This window comes from Mesorhizobium sp. WSM2240 (assembly GCF_040438645.1).
In the GTDB taxonomy this organism is placed as follows: domain Bacteria; phylum Pseudomonadota; class Alphaproteobacteria; order Rhizobiales; family Rhizobiaceae; genus Allomesorhizobium.
Genome location: NZ_CP159253.1, coordinates 436,818 through 453,080 on the forward strand (window position 1 = coordinate 436,818; position 16,263 = coordinate 453,080).

At 62.0% G+C, this 16,263-nt stretch carries 13 protein-coding genes, 2 pseudogenes and 1 riboswitch; of the genes and pseudogenes, 7 read left to right on the forward strand and 8 right to left on the reverse strand.

What is annotated here, in order from left to right; translation table 11 throughout:
- Positions 1-122: 122 nt before the first annotated feature.
- Positions 123-1,481 carry a phosphomannomutase gene (locus tag ABVK50_RS02100; protein ID WP_353643013.1) on the forward strand — a complete coding sequence of 453 codons (1,359 nt, stop codon included), beginning with the start codon at positions 123-125 and terminating at the stop codon, positions 1,479-1,481.
- A 16-nt stretch (positions 1,482-1,497) separates the two neighbouring features.
- Here ABVK50_RS02100 and ABVK50_RS02105 read toward each other — a convergent pair.
- From ABVK50_RS02105 to ABVK50_RS02120, 4 genes and pseudogenes are all read right to left on the reverse strand, one after another.
- Positions 1,498-2,083, reverse strand: a pseudogene (locus ABVK50_RS02105) (NAD-dependent epimerase/dehydratase family protein).
- A gap of 9 nt (positions 2,084-2,092) precedes the next feature.
- Positions 2,093-3,172 (reverse strand): annotated as a pseudogene (gene gmd, locus ABVK50_RS02110) (GDP-mannose 4,6-dehydratase).
- Positions 3,162-4,169, reverse strand: a complete 1,008-nt coding sequence (locus ABVK50_RS02115) for an NAD-dependent epimerase (RefSeq protein WP_353643012.1) — start codon at positions 4,167-4,169, stop codon at positions 3,162-3,164. Before ABVK50_RS02115 ends, gmd begins: the two are co-directional and overlap by 11 nt.
- Before the next feature lie 9 nt (positions 4,170-4,178).
- Complete coding sequence (locus tag ABVK50_RS02120; RefSeq protein WP_353643011.1) at positions 4,179-5,453, reverse strand: nucleotide sugar dehydrogenase; 1,275 nt, start codon at positions 5,451-5,453, stop codon at positions 4,179-4,181.
- Positions 5,454-5,700: 247 nt separating this feature from the next.
- On the opposite strand from ABVK50_RS02120, the gene ABVK50_RS02125 reads away from it, so the two are divergent.
- The 6 genes from ABVK50_RS02125 to ABVK50_RS02150 all read left to right on the forward strand — a co-directional run bounded on the left by ABVK50_RS02125 (position 5,701) and on the right by ABVK50_RS02150 (position 12,734).
- The gene (locus ABVK50_RS02125) at positions 5,701-6,666 is read left to right on the forward strand and encodes a glycine betaine ABC transporter substrate-binding protein (RefSeq protein ID WP_353643010.1); all 966 of its coding nucleotides are present in this window, start codon (positions 5,701-5,703) and stop codon (positions 6,664-6,666) included.
- Positions 6,667-6,681: 15 nt separating this feature from the next.
- The gene (locus ABVK50_RS02130; protein ID WP_353643009.1) at positions 6,682-7,368 is read left to right on the forward strand and encodes a L,D-transpeptidase; all 687 of its coding nucleotides are present in this window, start codon (positions 6,682-6,684) and stop codon (positions 7,366-7,368) included.
- Between the two features lie 6 nt (positions 7,369-7,374).
- Complete coding sequence (locus ABVK50_RS02135; protein WP_353643008.1) at positions 7,375-7,722, forward strand: hypothetical protein; 348 nt, start codon at positions 7,375-7,377, stop codon at positions 7,720-7,722.
- A gap of 226 nt (positions 7,723-7,948) precedes the next feature.
- A complete protein-coding gene (locus ABVK50_RS02140) occupies positions 7,949-9,499 on the forward strand; it encodes an AbgT family transporter (protein WP_353646048.1) in 1,551 nt (516 codons plus the stop codon).
- A gap of 43 nt (positions 9,500-9,542) precedes the next feature.
- A complete protein-coding gene (locus ABVK50_RS02145; RefSeq protein WP_353643007.1) occupies positions 9,543-10,754 on the forward strand; it encodes a M20/M25/M40 family metallo-hydrolase in 1,212 nt (403 codons plus the stop codon).
- A gap of 144 nt (positions 10,755-10,898) precedes the next feature.
- Entirely contained in the window at positions 10,899-12,734 is a 1,836-nt protein-coding gene (locus ABVK50_RS02150) for an SLC13 family permease (protein ID WP_353643006.1), read from the forward strand.
- A gap of 121 nt (positions 12,735-12,855) precedes the next feature.
- Here the strand turns inward: ABVK50_RS02150 and ABVK50_RS02155 are convergent, their stop codons facing one another.
- From ABVK50_RS02155 to ABVK50_RS02170, 4 genes are all read right to left on the reverse strand, one after another.
- A complete protein-coding gene (locus tag ABVK50_RS02155) occupies positions 12,856-13,863 on the reverse strand; it encodes an ABC transporter substrate-binding protein (protein ID WP_353646047.1) in 1,008 nt (335 codons plus the stop codon).
- Positions 13,860-14,615 carry an ABC transporter ATP-binding protein gene (locus ABVK50_RS02160; protein WP_353643005.1) on the reverse strand — a complete coding sequence of 252 codons (756 nt, stop codon included), beginning with the start codon at positions 14,613-14,615 and terminating at the stop codon, positions 13,860-13,862. Before ABVK50_RS02160 ends, ABVK50_RS02155 begins: the two co-directional genes overlap by 4 nt.
- Positions 14,612-15,412, reverse strand: a complete 801-nt coding sequence (locus ABVK50_RS02165) for an ABC transporter permease (RefSeq protein WP_353643004.1) — start codon at positions 15,410-15,412, stop codon at positions 14,612-14,614. Before ABVK50_RS02165 ends, ABVK50_RS02160 begins: the two co-directional genes overlap by 4 nt.
- A gap of 33 nt (positions 15,413-15,445) precedes the next feature.
- The gene (locus ABVK50_RS02170) at positions 15,446-16,054 is read right to left on the reverse strand and encodes a YkoF family thiamine/hydroxymethylpyrimidine-binding protein (RefSeq protein WP_353643003.1); all 609 of its coding nucleotides are present in this window, start codon (positions 16,052-16,054) and stop codon (positions 15,446-15,448) included.
- A riboswitch (TPP riboswitch) is annotated at positions 16,045-16,158 on the reverse strand. Its footprint overlaps the gene before it by 10 nt.
- Positions 16,159-16,263: the final 105 nt, after the last annotated feature.

A 16,263-nucleotide genomic window follows, 5' to 3' on the forward strand; every position in this document is an offset into this window, starting at 1 on the left:
TTACGACGCCGCTGCCTGCACGCGCAACGGCAGGGGTTGCGCAGGCCTCGCTTCCCTTTTAACGCGGCAAGTGGCATTCGCTTGGCCGGCAGGCAGAATTCGCACCAGGATTTGGGAACCAGATGAAATCGCCGTTCAAAGCCTACGACGTCCGCGGGCAGATTCCCGAGCAGATCAACGTCCCGTTCGCATACCGCTTCGGGCAGGCAGTCGCCAGCTTGCGCTCGCCTTCAGCCGTCGTCGTGGGACACGATATGCGCCAGGACAGTCCAGCCTTTGCGGCAGCGCTCGCCCAAGGCCTGCTCGACAGCGGCGTCGACGTACTGCCCGTCGGCCAATGCGGTACCGAGGAAGTCTACTTCCACACGGCCCGCTCTGGTGCGGACGCAGGCCTCATGATCACCGCCAGCCATAATCCGGAAAGCTACAACGGCTTCAAGATGGTGCTGCAGGACGCGACGGCGGCGACCCGCGAAAATTCGCTCGACGCGATCGAAGCTCTTGTGCTGTCGGACAGGTCGATCGCAAAAATGTCCGATTTCGGTTCGCGCGGCGCGCTCAAACCTACCCTCGATCGTACTCCCTATATCGAGAGGCTACTGGAACAGGTGGCGGACAGCCAACTGCGTCCGATGAAGATTGTCTGCCATGCCGGCAATGGTTGCGCCGGCCCGATCATCGATTTGATAGAGAAGCATCTGCCGTTCGAATTCATCAAGGTCGACCATCATCCGGATCCGACTTTACCGAACGGCATACCCAACCCGCTCCTGCCGGAAAAACGCGTCCGCGCGAGCCAGGCGGTGGTCGAGCATGGCGCCGATCTGGGGATCGCATGGGACGGAGATTTCGACCGTTGCTTCCTCTATGACCACAATGGCCGCTTTATCGAGGGCTACTATCTGGTCGGACTGATTGCCCAGACACTGCTGGGCGGCAATCCGGGTGCAACCATCCTCTACGATCCGCGGCTGACCTGGAACACGATCGACATGGTGACGGCCGCTGGCGGCGTGGCGAAGCCCTGTCCGACGGGCCATGCCTTCTTCAAGCGCATGATGCGCGATGAAAATGCCGTCTATGGCGGCGAAATGAGCGCACACCACTATTTCCGGGATTTCAGCTACTGCGATTCAGGCATGCTGACGTGGCTGGCTATTGTCGCGGAGCTTTCAGCCACCGGCGCGACACTTGCCGAACTCGTGGAGCAGCGCCTTGCGAAGTTCCCCTGTTCGGGAGAGATCAATTTCGTCGTCGCCGACGCGAAAGTCGCGCAGGAGCGCGTCGCCGCGCATTTCCTCCCCAGAAATCCGGTGGTGGAGGCCATCGACGGGTTGAGCATGGCGTTCGACGACTGGCGCTTCAATCTGCGGGCGTCCAACACCGAACCGCTGCTGAGGCTAAACGTCGAAACCCGCGGCGACCCGCGGCTTCTCGACAAGCGGGTTGCGGAACTCTTGCAGCTGATACAGGCGGCGTGAAGCGGTGCAGGCGCCGTCAGGCGACGTTCAGCCGCGCTTCGCCTTTCTCCACATGCTCCATGAACCAGGCGTAGGCCTGTTTCAGGCCTGACTCCAGATCGTATTGCGGACGCCAGCCGGTCTCGAACAGCGTCGAGACGTCCATGAGCTTGCGCGGCGTGCCGTCGGGCTTGCTCGGATCGTTTTGGATCTCACCTTCGAACCCGACCACGGAGGCCACCAGCCGTGCGAGATCGATAATGGCAATATCCTCACCTGAACCCACATTGACGTGGCCGTCGCCCGAATAATTCTTCAGCAGGTAAACCATCGCATCGGCGGCATCGTCGACGTGGAGGAACTCACGTTTGGGCGTGCCCGATCCCCATATCTGGAGGATTTTTTCCCCGGCGATCTTGGCCTCGTGCGCCTTGCGCATCAGGCCGCTTGTCGGCCGTCCAGCTTCGCACGGCGGCCTGATCGCGCAGGTCAAGTTCCGAGCGCGAGGCGATAAGGATTTCGCAGTCTTCGCCGGCCAGCCGGCGGACAATTGCCGAACCGACCATCCCACGATGGCCGGCGACGAAAACACGTTTGCCCCGAAGCGAATAGATCTCGTTCATCCGCGCATCCTATCGTGCAGAGCGGTCGTTGCGCCAGGATTCCCGCTCGATCAGTTCCATATCGGCCGCGACCATCTCGGCTACGAGCCTCTTGAAACTGGTCGTATGCTTCCAACCCAGCTTGGCCATGGCCTTGGCCGGATCGCCGATCAGCAGATCGACCTCGGTCGGACGGAAGTAGCGCGGATCGACCCGAACAAGGATTTCGCCGGATGTCTTGTCGCGGCCGATCTCGTCGACCCCGGCACCCTCCCACACGATCGTCCGGCCCACCTCGGCGAATGCAAGCTCAACGAACTCGCGGACCGAGTGCGTCTCGCCCGTAGCCAGGACGAAATCGTCGGGCTCGTCATGCTGGAGGATTCGCCACATGCCTTCGACATAGTCGCGGGCGTGGCCCCAATCGCGTTTGGCGTCGAGATTTCCGAGATACAGCGTGTGCTGAAGGCCTTTCTGGATGCCGACCACAGCACGCGTTATCTTGCGCGTCACGAAGGTCTCGCCGCGGGTCGGGCCTTCATGGTTGAACAGGATGCCGTTCGAAGCGAAAATCCCGTACGCCTCGCGATAGTTGACCGTAATCCAGTAGGCATAGAGCTTCGCCGCGGCGTAGGGGGAACGCGGATAGAAAGGGGTCGTCTCCCGCTGCGGAACTTCCTGCACTTTGCCGTAAAGTTCCGAGGTCGAAGCCTGGTAGAATCGGACCGTCTTTTCCATGCCGAGAATACGGACGGCTTCCAGCAGACGCAGCGTGCCCAGCGCATCGGCGTTGCCTGTATATTCGGGCGTTTCGAAACTGACCTGGACGTGGCTCTGTGCCGCGAGATTGTATATCTCAGTCGGCTTGGTCTCCTGCACCAGCCGTATGAGGTTGGTAGAGTCGGTCAGATCCCCATAATGAAGGAAGAAACGCGTAGGGCTTTCGTGCGGGTCGACATAGATACTGTCGATACGTTCAGTGTTGAATGATGATCAACGCCGCTTCACGCCATGAACGGTGTAGCCCTTGTCGAGCAACAATCTTGCCAGATATGCTCCATCCTGACCTGCCAGTGATGCGCCGCGTTCCTCGCGGCTGTCACACGCGATAGTAATCGCGGTACCAGTCGATGAATTTTGCGATGCCTTCCTCGATCGGCGTGAGAGGCCGGAAACCGACTGCCTCGCCAAGGGCGTCGATGTCGGCATAGGTGCTTTCGACATCGCCCGGCTGCATCGGCAGCATGTTCATGACCGCTTTCCTTCCGAGCGCCGTTTCGATGGCGCCGATGAAATCGAGCAGCCGCACTGACTGGTTGTTGCCGATATTGTAGAGTCTGTAGGGCGCCGACGAGATGGCCGGGTCCGGCTGCATCGGGTTCCAATTCGGCGACGGCGTTGCGACCTTGTCGAGCGTGCGCACCACGCCCTCGGTAATGTCGTCGATATAGGTGAAGTCGCGCCTGTGCTCGCCATGGTTGAACACGTCGATCGGCTCGCCGGCCAGGATTTTGCGCGTGAACAGGAACAGCGCCATGTCCGGACGGCCCCACGGACCATAGACAGTGAAGAATCGGAGACCGGTAACGGGAAGCCGGTAAAGATGGGCGTAGGCATGCGCCATCAATTCGTTGGCCTTCTTGGTCGCGGCGTAGAGGCTGACAGGATGATCGACACTGTCGGAAACGGAGAAGGGCAGTTTGGCGTTGGCGCCGTAGACCGAACTCGATGAGGCATAGACGAGGTGCTCGACGCCGGCGTGGCGGCAGCCTTCGAGAATGTTCAGGAAGCCGGTGAGATTGGCGTCGGCATAGGCGTGCGGATTTTCGATCGAATAGCGCACGCCCGCCTGCGCCGCGAGATGCACGACCTTGTCGAAGCCGCCGCGGGCAAACAGGTCGCGCATGGCGTCGCGATCGCCGACATCGGCCTTCAGGAAACGGAAGGCGGAATTCGTTTCAAGGCGAGCGAGGCGGGCGAGCTTCAGCTTCGGATCGTAATAATCGCTGATATTGTCGAGGCCGACGACCTCGTCACCGCGCTCCAGCAGTCTTTGCGCGACATGTGATCCAATGAAGCCGGCGGCGCCTGTGACTAGAATTCGCATGGCGGTCTCCTAGAGACGCAAATCGCTTGCGGCGGCCGGGAAGGCGCCTTTGACGTCGAAGATGACGCCCCCGGGCGCGGCAAAGCGGCGGATCGCTTCGCTGCCCTGGGCCCGGAACCGCTCATGGGCAACGGCGAGGACCACCCCCTCGTAGTTGCCCGGCTGCGGATCAGTCTGGAGCTTTATGCCGTATTCGGCCTCCGCCTCCTGCGGATCGGCCCAGGGATCGTGCACGTCCACATTGATCCCATAGGCCGAAAGTTCCCGGACCACGTCGATCACCCTTGTGTTGCGGATGTCGGGACAATTCTCCTTGAAGGTGAACCCCAGCACCAGAACCCGCGCTTGCGGCGCGTTCAGTCCGCGCGACATCATGAGGCGCAGCAGGCGCGATGCGACGATCTCGCCCATGCCGTCATTGATGCGCCGTCCGGCCAGGATGATTTCAGGGTGGTGGCCGACTTCCTGCGCCTTGTGCGTCAGGTAATAGGGATCGACGCCGATGCAGTGGCCGCCGACCAGTCCCGGCCGGAAGGGGAGGAAATTCCACTTGGTTGCCGCCGCCTCCAGCACGCTCAACGTATCGATGCCCAGCCTGTGAAACAGGTTCGAAAATTCATTGACGAGTGCGATGTTGACGTCGCGCTGGGTATTCTCGATGACCTTGGCCGCCTCGGCGACGCGGATCGACGGCGCCCGGTAGGTGCCTGCTGTGATGACCGAGCCATAGACCCGATCGACCAGATCGGCGGCTTCCGGCGTCGACCCGGACGTTACCTTGACGATCTTGTCGACCGTATGCTGCTTGTCGCCCGGATTGACCCGCTCGGGGCTGTAGCCGGCGAAGAAGTCGACATTGCAGGCAAGCCCCGACGCCTGCTCGATCACCGGCACGCAATCTTCCTCCGTGGCGCCCGGATAGACGGTGGATTCGAACACGACCACATCGCCCTTCGAGATGACCGCGCCGATGGTCTCGCAGGCGGCCTTGAGCAGGCTGAGATCGGGCCGCTTTGCAGCGTCGATCGGCGTCGGCACCGTTACAATGTAGAAATTGCACGACCTCAAATCGCCGGGCGAGGCGGTGAAATGTACCGAAGTCGCGCGCAATGCCGGCCGATCGACCTCCAGCGTGCGGTCGACGCCTTCGCGCAGTTCGGCGATTCGCTTCTCGCTGATGTCGAATCCCGTCACAGGAAAACGGCTGGCGAAAAGCACCGCCAGCGGCAATCCTACATAGCCGAGGCCGACTATACCGATCCGTATCTCGCCAATGTCATTCACGGTCGTGCACGCAATTTTTCTGAGCGACTTTGTCGGTCATAGACGATTTCGACCTTGGCTCAAGCGATTTCGGATCGGCTGACTGGGCCGGATCCCGGCTCTCACGAAGCGCCTGCGTCAAGAGATGCGATCCGTCATTTCCGCCGTAGGGGGGTGAAAAATCGCTGGCACTAACGCCTTGGTTGTGGCTGAATACCCGTGGGCATCGCGACTTGTCGGCGTGGGGGCGACGGCTGGAGGGTTTATGGTGGCCAGTACACGCTTGCTGCGGCGAAGCGGCGTTGCTCTCGGTTTTCTCACGGCATTGTGCGGCACGGGCTTCGCAGCCGACCTAGTGGTCGGCATGCCTAACTGGCCGTCGGGGCAAGCGTCCGCCAACATCATCAAATACGGCATCGAGAAAAAGCTGGGCCTGGATGTCGAGGTTCGTGAAATGGGGACGCTCATCATATTCGCCGGACTGGATTCGGGCGAAGTGGACGTCCACCCGGAAGTCTGGTTGCCCAATCTCGATTCTGTCGTGAAGAAATATGTCGACGAGAGAAAGTCGGTCCAGCTCAGCCCGAAGAAGGTGTCGGCAACGCAAGGGCTTTGCGCGACGCGCGAAACAACCGAAAAGTTCGGCATCAAGGATGTTTCGGATCTGAAGGATCCGAAGAAGACGTCCGTGCTCGACACCGATGGCGACGGGCAGGGGGAAGTCTGGATTGGTGCGGAAACCTGGTCGTCGACTCCCATCGAGAGAATCCGGGCCCGAAGCTACGGCTACGCCGAAACGGTGAATTTGCTCGAAATGCCGGAGGATGTTGGCATGGCGGCAGTCGATGCAGCCGCCGCGACGAACACCCCGATCGTGTTCTACTGCTACAGTCCGCATCATGTTTTCAATCTGCACGAAATCGTCCAGCTGACCGAGCCGAAGCACGATCCAGCCAAATGGAACATCGTCCTGCCGGGCGATAATCCGGCGAACTGGCTCTCCAAATCATCCGCGCCTGTGGCGTGGGCGCCGTCGCATTTCCAGATCGCGTTCGCGGCGAAAACGGGCGAGCGGCTGCCGAAAGTCGCGTCGTTTCTCTCCAACATCGACTTCACTCCGGAGGAGATCACCGAGATGAGCTACGCACTCGAGGTGGAGAGGCAGGAGCCTGCAGCGTATGCCCAGCAATGGGTTGCGACGCATGAGGACCGGTTGGAAGTCTGGTCGAAATAGAGCGAGGCGGCGTTTATGGCATTTCTTTCCCAATCCCGCGGCCGTGCCCTTGGTGCGAAGGTGGCGGCCTGTCTGGCGCTTGGCGTTGCCGTCTTCGCTACGCTCGCCTACGCCGCCGAGACGCAGATATTCGATCCGAAAACCCGCAAATGGGTTGAGTACGACCGCAAGAAAGCGCGGTCTTACTACGCCGCGCACAAGCAGGTGCCTGAAGCATTTCGCCGTCAGATCGTGAAATTCAGGACCGCCGAGAAACCCGGCACGATCATCATCGATGGAAACCAGCATTTCCTTTATCTGGTCCAGCCGAATTTCACTGCCATTCGCTACGGAATCGGCGTCGGCCGCGAGGGTTTCGGCTGGGCGGGCATCGTGAAGGTTGGCCGCACCGCCGAATGGCCGACATGGACGCCGCCCGCCGAAATGGTCGCCCGCGATCCGAACGCCCGGAAATGGGCCGGCGGCCAGCCCGGCGGGCCGGACAATCCTCTGGGAGCACGGGCCCTCTATCTCTATCAGGGCGACCAGGACACGATCTACCGCATCCATGGCACCCCGGAGCCGTGGACGATCGGGCTTGACGTTTCGTCAGGGTGTATCCGGATGAACAATGACGACATCACCGACCTTCACTCCCGCGTCGCCGTAGGGGCGAAAGTTGTCGTCTTGATGCAGGGAGCTTCGCTCTACAAAGGAGTTTGACCGCCAATGTCCAGTGTCCACGCTTCCGGCTCGACGTCCCGAGTTGCGCCGCACCGCAACCGAGTGGCCATCTTTGCTGCGCTTTTGGCCACAATGCACGTTGTCGGCTGCCAGTCGGATGGGCCTGCACCGGACACGGTGCGCAATACCGGCCAAACCGCGCCGGCTGATCTGCAACTGACCTGTGCGTCGGCGGCTGCCACGCCACTGGGCGTCGACAGCGCCGCCGTCCTGCCCGTCAGTTCCTCCCAGATTGACGCCCAGACGTTCCAGGTCGTGCTGGAATCCGGCGGCGCCCGGGCAAATTGCGTTGTTGACACATCGGGAAACGTGATTTCGGTCCAAAGGGCCTAGGTCGCGTATAGTTCCACATTTTCTCGTTATAGTTTGTGAAAAGCGAAAGGAAGGGCACTCCTTGAGACTTGCCAGTGAGGTGCTATAATCAGTCGAGTCAAGTCAATGTATTAGTAAATCTTAATATTTTGGAATTTCCATTTTTTTGGTTTTGGCATTAATGGCTGCTGCCTTGGATAGCCAAGCTGGTGTGGCATTCCTGGACAGTTGTTAAGGGAGGCAAGCAATAGCCACCGTGGACGCTGTGCCCAAGACCCTGATGCAGAGATTTCTCGACGGCGTCGAGAGGGTGGGCAACATGGTCCCCCACCCGGTGGTCATCTTCCTCATCCTGATTGGCATCGTGATCGTTTTGTCGGCCGTGCTGGGCCTGTTTGGAACAGCAGTCACTTTCGAGCGCATAAACCCCGATACGCATGAGATCGAGGAGGCGAGCACAAGGATCCGTAGTCTGCTGAATGCCGACGGCATTCGCTTCATGTACGAGTCGCTCGTTCCCAACTTCATGGCCTTTACTGCGGTTGGCCTGATGGTTGCGGCCATGATCGGCGCCGGCGTCGCCGAGGAGTCGGGCCTGGTCACTGCGCTGATCCACAAGCTCGTCATGGTGTCGCCGCGCTGGGCCCTCACTTATATCCTGGCCTTTGTCGGCATATTGGCGAGCATCGCGGCGGATGCGGGCTATCTTGTCCTGATCCCTCTTGCCGGCATTGCCTATCTTGCCGTCGGGCGGCATCCCCTTGCCGGCCTTGCGCTAGGCTTTGCCGCCGTGGCTGGCGCGTTCACCGTCAACATGCTTATCAAGCCGCTCGACACCGTGCTCGTCGAGTTCACCAACGATGCGGCCCATCTCGTCGATCCCGATACATCGATCGGCCTGGCGTCGAATATCTGGTTCTCGATCGCATCGGTGTTGTTTCTGACGGTCATCATCGCATTCATTTCCGATCGAATAATCGAGCCGCGCCTTGGAAGTTACAACCCCGAGAACGCGTCCGAAGGCACGACGACAGACCAGAGCGCCATGCTCGGAGAGCAGGAGTCGCGGGGCTTGCGCTTCGCCGGCCTCGGACTGCTCGGGCTGATCGCGGTTTTCTGCCTTCTGACGATTCCCGAGTGGGCGCCGCTTCGCAATCCCGAGACCGATGAGTTGATCGGCAACTCGCCATTCATGAATGGCCTCATAACCCTTATCGTGCTGATGTTCCTGGTCACCGGCTGGGCGTACGGCATCGGCGCCGGCACGCTACGCACCCTGACGGAGGTGATCGGCGCGATCGAGAAGTCGATCAAGAACATGGGCGGCACGATCTTCCTGTTCTTCGTGCTGAGCCAGTTCGTCGCCTATTTCACCTATACCAATATCGGCACCGTGATGGCGCTCAGCCTGTCGGGCGTCCTGCAGGCGGCCAATATCGGCGCGTTGCCGCTGCTTCTCGGCTTCATCGTCGTGGTCGCGATCATCGACCTGCTGCTGACCGGTGCGATCGCGAAATGGGCGATCTTCGCGCCGGTATTCGTTCCGCTGCTGATGAAGCTCGGCGTCGACCCCGAGGCGGTGCTCGCGGCCTATCGCGTCGGCGATTCGCCGATGAACGCGATTACGCCGCTCAACGCCTATTTCGCGCTCGTGGTCGGCTTTGCCCAGAAATACGACAAGTCGGCGGGCGTCGGCACGATCGTGTCGCTGATGCTCCCCTACGTCGTATGGATTTTCGTGCTTTGGACGGTTCTTTTCGCGATCTGGAAAGCGTTGGGCCTGCCTTGGGGCCTGTGACGGCCGCTCGACTAGGGACGATTACGGACGATCGGAGGATGCCATGAGCAATAGCTCTATTCCACTCGATGTCGCGGCCGCGGAAGAGCATCTGATGCGGTTCCTCTCGGTCGAAGGCGTGACCGGGCGGGAAGCCAATATCGCAGCCGCTGTCAGCGATGCGCTAAGGAAAGCCGGCGTGCCGGGCTCGGCCATTCGTTTCGACGATGCAAACAAGCGCATCCCCTTGCCGACCGAGACCGGCAACCTCATCGTCGATCTGCCGGGCACGCGACCGGGACCGCATCTGCTTTTCTCCACCCATCTCGACACCGTGCCGCTCTGCGCCGGCGCCAAGCCCCGGCGCGAGGGCGGCCGCATCGTCTCCGACGGCACCACCGCCCTGGGTGGCGATGCCCGCACGGGCGTCGCTGTGCTTGTCGTCGTCGCCGAGACGCTCATCAAACACAAGCTTCCGCATCCGCCGATAACCCTGCTGTTCACGGTCCGCGAAGAAAGCGGCCTGCACGGCGCCCGCGAATTGAACCCGGCGGGTCTCGGCGGTCCGGTCATGTGCATCAATGTCGACGGCATGCTGGCCTCGGACCTCATCATAGGAGCCGTCGGGCAGGAGAACTGGGAGGTAGAGATCAAGGGCAGGGCCTCCCATGCAGGCGTTGCGCCAGAGAAGGGAATATCGGCGACGCTGGTCGGGGCCATTGCGCTGGCGGAGGCGCGCAGCGCCGGCTGGTTCGGCAAGGTGGTCAAGCCGGATGGACGCGGGACGAGCAATGTCGGCATCTTCGGCGGCAAGGAAGGCAAAGTAGCCGCCGGCGACGCTACCAACGTCGTCACCGACTACGCTTATATCCGCGGCGAGGCGCGCAGCCCCGACGCCGCCTTCGCCACGAAAATCGCCGAAGGCTACAAGGAAGCCTTCGCCAACGCCAAAGCGGCGGTCGTCGATCACGAGGGAGAAACGGCCGAGGTGAAGTTCAGCCACGTGGCGGCCTACCCTCCCTTCAAGCTGGAAGAAGACACCCCGATCGTGAAGCGCGCCACCAGGGCGCTCGCGATGCTGGGCATCGAGCCGACCTATCTGTTCTCCAATGGCGGCCTGGATGCCAACTGGCTCGACAGGCACGGCATTCCCACGGTCACCATCGGCGCCGGCCAGGCCGAGATCCATACCGTCAAGGAATATGTGAATCTCGCAGAATACGAGAAGGGCTGCCGTCTCGGGCTGCTCATGGCGACGCTGGAGGACCAGCGATAGCAAAAGCTTACGCACAACCGGTGGACATCCCGACCGCCAACTTCGGGACCGGCCTCGGCCGCTGCTTTCCATTGTCCCGCAAGGGTCGCATCCGCGCATCAGATACTGGGAGCACTCGAATGCCGGATTTCATACGGAGCTGAATTGAGTCCGATAGCCTACACCGGCGCCATCATCGCCGTCGCAGTCGTCCTGTTCGTCTCGAACAGACTGCCCGTAGTCATCGTCTCGATGCTGGTCGCATTGGCTCTGTGGGCGACCGGCGTGTTGACGATAGGCCAGGCGCTCGGCGGATTCGGCGATCCGGCGGTCATCTTCATAGCGTCACTCTTCATCGTCAGCGCCGGGCTCGAGATCACCGGCGTAACGGCATGGGCCGGCCAGCTTCTGATCCGTGGAGCCGGTGAAGAAAGCCGGACACGCCTTCTGGTGCTGACCATGAGCCTGGTGGCGCTGCTCACGGCACTGATCAGCGTCAACGGCGCGGTCGCGGCACTGCTGCCGGTGGTGGTCGTCATTGCGGTACGGCTCAAGCGGAACTCCTCGCAACTTTTGATGCCGCTGGTTTTTTCCGCGCATGCCGGTTCGATGCTCGCGCTGACGGGAACGCCGGTCAACGTCCTGGTCTCGGATGCCGGCAGTGACGCGGGCGTTGGCGGATTCGGCTTTTTCGAATTCGCGCTTGTCGGCGTACCGCTGCTCGCAGGCACGATGGCGATCATCATCCTTTTCGGAAAGCAACTCCTCCCCGAGCGCAACGGCGCGACGATGCCCTCGGATTTCAGTCGTCACGCAAGGACGCTGGTCGAGCAGTACGGCCTGGTCAGTGGCGTCTATCTGATGCGGGTGCGTCCGAACTCGCCCTATGTGGGAGCGCCACCATCGGCGGTCGATCTCGCTGCCTATCCGGAACTGAAGCTCGTCGCTGTCCAGGAGGGCGAAACGGGCAGTCCTCTGCGCAGGCCTTCGATCGCAGAAGGCGATCATTTGCTGCTGCGCGGCGAGGCGGCGGCGGCTGCCGCATTCGCCGGGGAAAAGCACCTTGCATTTCGCGAAGAGGCATCGGCCGGCAAAGGCGAAGAGACACTGTTCAATCGCAATTCGGGCCTCGCCGAGGTGGTCATCCCGCCGCGCTCCGGCCTGATCGGCCAAAGCGTCTTCCCGGGCATGGTCACCGAAAGCGGCGATCTTATCATTCTTGCCGTGCAGCGCGGAGGCGCGGAGATCGCAGCAGGCAGGGCAGCAAGCAATGCCGGCGGAATCAAACTGCAGGCCGGCGACACCATGCTGCTTCAGGGAACGTGGAAGGCTCTCGATTCTCATCTCAACGATCCCGACGTTCTGGTCGTCAACTCGCCCGAACTGGTGCGCCGCCAGGCCGTCCCGATGGGGCCGGGCGCACGCCAGGCGGTCGCGATCCTGGTAGCCATGGTTGTGCTGCTTGCGACCGGCATCGTCCCGCCCGCGGTTGCCGGCCTGTTCGCCGCCGGCGCGATCGTGCTGTCGGGGATCATGAGCGTCGAGCAGTCCTACCGCGCCATCGGCTGGACGACGGTGATCCTGGTTGCAGCCATGATGCCGCTGTCCACCGCCATGATGGAAACGGGTGCGGCAAAGCTCATGGCCGAGCACCTCGTGGATCTGGTCGGCGACGCCGGGCCGCTTGCCCTGCTCGCCGGCTTGTTCGTGCTGACCGCCATCATGGGGCAGCTCATCAGCAACACCGCGACCGCGCTGATCATCATCCCGATCGGCGTGGCGGCCGCGACGGCCATGGGCATTTCGCCTCGTCCCGTGCTGATGAGCATGGCGGTGGCCGCCGCCGCCTCTTTCCTGACGCCGATCGCAACCCCGACAAACCTGATGGTGATGGGACCGGGCGGCTATGCCTTCGGCGACTACTGGAAACTCGGATTGCCGCTATTGATCTGGTTCTTCGTCGTGGCGGTCTTCATCGTGCCGCTGATCTGGCGGTTTTGAGGTACGAGACGCGGCACCGTTTCAGGTCTTTCCCACCCTCGGCCATCTCTTGAGAACCGCGCCAGGGGTTTTGACCGAGTCGCTGCCGGCGCGGCCCTGATTTCGACCGCGGAGTTCATAGCTATTGGCCAATGAACTCGTTCGTATAATAGGCGGATAAATCCGGAAGGTCCGCAAGCGGAAGGCCATCCTTGTTGCGCAGGATGCCGGCTGCGACGAGATAATCTGCCGTCGCCTTCATCTTGGCTGGGTCGATCGTCCCGATAGCGCCCTCCGCGCTTCTGAAATAGTTCCCGTCGATGAGAGCCTGCAGCGAGGCGAGGATAAACGCGCGATCGGTCAGCACGTCGCTGTTGGCGGCAATCAGGATGTCCGCAGCGTCATCGGGGTTCTCGACCGCAAACTCGTAGCCGCGCCGCGTGGCGGCGATGAAGGCAGCCGCGGTTTCCGGATTGGCGTCCAGATATGCCTGGCTTGAACCGATGAAGTTGGTGTGCTGATCGGGCACGCCGTAATCCGCATAGCGGAACGCCCGCTGGGCGACGCCTTCGAGCGCTGCCTTTACGCCTTCCCACGTGTAGACCTCGAGCGTGAAATCGACGGCGCCATTGGCGAGCGCTTCATAAGCCGAGGTTCCGAGCGTCACCGTCTCGAATTTGCCTTCGCCGCCATCGTGCCGGATCATCGAGCCGATAAGGGCTGTTTCCCAGTCGCTGCCGAAACCGCCATAGGTCAGCCCATCGAGGTCGCGCGGCCGCTTGATGTCCGGGCGGTCGGCGTTGAAGACGAGGCGACCGGTCTCTGTCTGCACCAGCGCATAAGTCGCGACGAGATCGGCGCCGGCCGTGCGCTGGGTAAAGAGCCCGAGTACGCCGAGAATGCCGAAATCGGCGACATGGTTGGCTACGAGGGTGCCGGCGGACGTGTCGCTGTAAGGCAGGATCTGAACCTTGAGCCCCGCCCGATCGTAGAAGCCTTTTGCCTGCGCAGCGTAGAGGCCGATGTGGTTGGTGTTGGGGGTCCAGTCGAGCGCGACAGTGACCGTTTTCGACTGTGCGAATGCAAGGCTCGGGACGAACGGCGCTGCCAGGGCAGCGACTATGATCTGGCGGCGGGTGGGCATGGTCAGTTCCTTTGGTCAGGGTTGAGCAGGGTTTGCAGCAGGCTTGCCTCGACGGCGCTGGCTTCCGGCGTGGCGAGGTCGATGCGGGGACGGGGAAGCGGAACCGTGATCTCGGTCAGCACGCGCGCCGGCCGCCCGGTCAGGACGTAGATGCGGTCGGAGAGGAAAGCCGCCTCGCGTACGTCGTGGGTGACCAGCAGCACGGTCCAGCGATGGCGCTCCCACATCGACTGCAGCCAGCGCTGCATGCCCGCGCGCGTCAGCGCATCGAGAGCGCCGAATGGCTCGTCGAGCAGGAGCATGTCGCGATGCTGGACGACGGTGCGCAAGAGTGCGGCGCGCTGTCGCATGCCGCCGGAAAGCTGCGCCGGATAGTGACGCTCAAATCCCTCCAGGCCGAACTCGGCGAAGAGAGGCGCAACCCGTGTGCGCGCCACCTTGCGGGTGACGCCCTGCACCTCGAGGCCAAGTGTTGCATTGTCGATGATGCGTCGCCACGGCATCAGCGCGTCGCGCTGCGGCATGAAGGCGAAAGGACGCCTGGCCTCGGTCAACGGAGCGCCGTCGAACGTGGTTGCGCCCCTGTCGGGTTGAACGCTGCCGGTCAGAATCTTGAAGATGGTCGACTTGCCGGCGCCCGACGGACCAAGGATCGAGACGAACTCGCCCGCCCGTACGGTGAGCGAGATGTCGGCCAGCACGTCGAGGCTGCCGAAGCTCTTGCGCAGATGACGCAACTCCAGCCGACTGCCGCTCATGGTCGGCGCCTTTGGTCGAGCCGTTGCCATGGCATCGACAAATGCTGGATCATCGCCGCGGCGGTGAACAGAACGAGGGTCAGCGTTGCGCTGACCAACACGGCCGCGAGCACGAGGTCCGGCCTGAAGTTGTTCTTGGCATTGAGGATGTAGATGCCGAGGCCCTTGGCCGCGCCCGCATATTCCGCGAAGATCGCGCCGACCACGGCATAGGTGATGGCAATGCGCAGGCCGGCAAAGAAGTAAGGCAGTGCAGACGGCAGCCGGGCCATCAGGAAAGTGCGCCAGCGCGAGGCTCCCATCGACACCAGAAGTGCTTCGACATCCTCGTCGGTTGCTGCATAGCCCTGGACCAGCGCCACCAGCATCGGAAAGAAGGTGACGAGCGCGACCAGCATGATCTTCGGGGTGAGGCCGAAGCCGAACCAGAGCACGATCAGTGGTGCGATGGCGACCAGAGGCAGGGTCTGGCTGATGATGAATACCGGGAACAGGGCCCGGCGCAGCGGCCTGGAAAAATCGACCAGCACCGAGAAGAGGAAGGCTGCCGAAACCGAGCAGGCAAAACCGAGCAGCGTCGCGCGGATTGTGGGGAGCGTGTTCGCGGCGAGCGCATCCCGATGCTGCACCATCTGGGCGAAGACTCGCGACGGCGCGGGCAAGGTCGTCGCCGAAATGCCCGAGACTTGCGCATAAACTTCCCACGCGGCGATCAACGAGCAGATCGAAATAAGGGCGGGACCGATCTTGGCGAGAGCGGACGCGAAACCGCGTGCGGGAGACGAAACGTCGGACATGGCGGACCTTTGGGGTGCAAACCAACCGGCGCGTCAGCGCGGCGTTGGGCTGTTCGCGGATACCGTCAGATCGATCGTCACATGCCCTTCAGGCGGTCCGAAGCGGCAGAACGCCGCTTCGAGCGCGGCAAAGACCGCGCCGGCATCGCCGCCGAGCCTGGTGCAGAAATTTTTGGAGCGGTCGAACACGCCGGAGCGTTTGAGAAAATCGATGCAGCCGTAGATTTCGTCCATGTGATCGCCCGTTCCCATCACATAGAGCGAGAACTGGGCGGCGGCCGCCGCATCGGTACGGGGAGCCTTGGTCATGGCGTCGAGAGCCGTCGCTTTGCGGTTTTCCAGAGACTCGCGCGGGCCGTTCAACTCCGGCGACGCGCGTATCTCGTCGTCGGGCTCGCCCGGGCAGCCGCGTGAAATTGCTGCCGATAGCACACAATGGATGCCGCCCTTGGCCGCTGCGACGAAGAGGTCGCGCATGGCCGGAAACAGCACTTCGGGAGGGCCGACCAGCAGCGTCGAGATGTCGTCCGTCTCTATGCGCAACTGGTCGCGATAGGGATCGAGCGCGCCGAGAGCGCTCATGATGACGCCGACGAAATCGTCGGTCATGGGATAAAGGGAAATCTGTGCGCCTGAAAACATAACCCGCCTCGCTCCGCTGGTATTACCCAGATCAGCTTTTAGGGTTTGAAGGCTTGGCGCCCGCGTCTCAGCCCCGGCAATACGGAGCACCCCTGTGGATGGCGGCAACCAATCAGATCGCGAGCGATTGGGCAAGCCTCTTCACGTAATTTGCCCACGCAAAGTGATATTGCCGTGCCGCTGGCTGAGCGCTCCGGCGTGCTACACTG

Coding starts and splice junctions, on each gene's coding strand:
- ABVK50_RS02100 (WP_353643013.1), top strand. CDS start 123: ATGAAATCGCCGTTCAAAGCCTACGACGTCCGCGGGCAGATTCCCGAG.
- ABVK50_RS02115 (WP_353643012.1), bottom strand. CDS start 4,169: ATGCGAATTCTAGTCACAGGCGCCGCCGGCTTCATTGGATCACATGTC.
- ABVK50_RS02130 (WP_353643009.1), top strand. CDS start 6,682: ATGGCATTTCTTTCCCAATCCCGCGGCCGTGCCCTTGGTGCGAAGGTG.
- ABVK50_RS02135 (WP_353643008.1), top strand. CDS start 7,375: ATGTCCAGTGTCCACGCTTCCGGCTCGACGTCCCGAGTTGCGCCGCAC.
- ABVK50_RS02145 (WP_353643007.1), top strand. CDS start 9,543: ATGAGCAATAGCTCTATTCCACTCGATGTCGCGGCCGCGGAAGAGCAT.
- ABVK50_RS02160 (WP_353643005.1), bottom strand. CDS start 14,615: ATGAGCGGCAGTCGGCTGGAGTTGCGTCATCTGCGCAAGAGCTTCGGC.
- ABVK50_RS02165 (WP_353643004.1), bottom strand. CDS start 15,412: ATGTCCGACGTTTCGTCTCCCGCACGCGGTTTCGCGTCCGCTCTCGCC.
- ABVK50_RS02170 (WP_353643003.1), bottom strand. CDS start 16,054: ATGTTTTCAGGCGCACAGATTTCCCTTTATCCCATGACCGACGATTTC.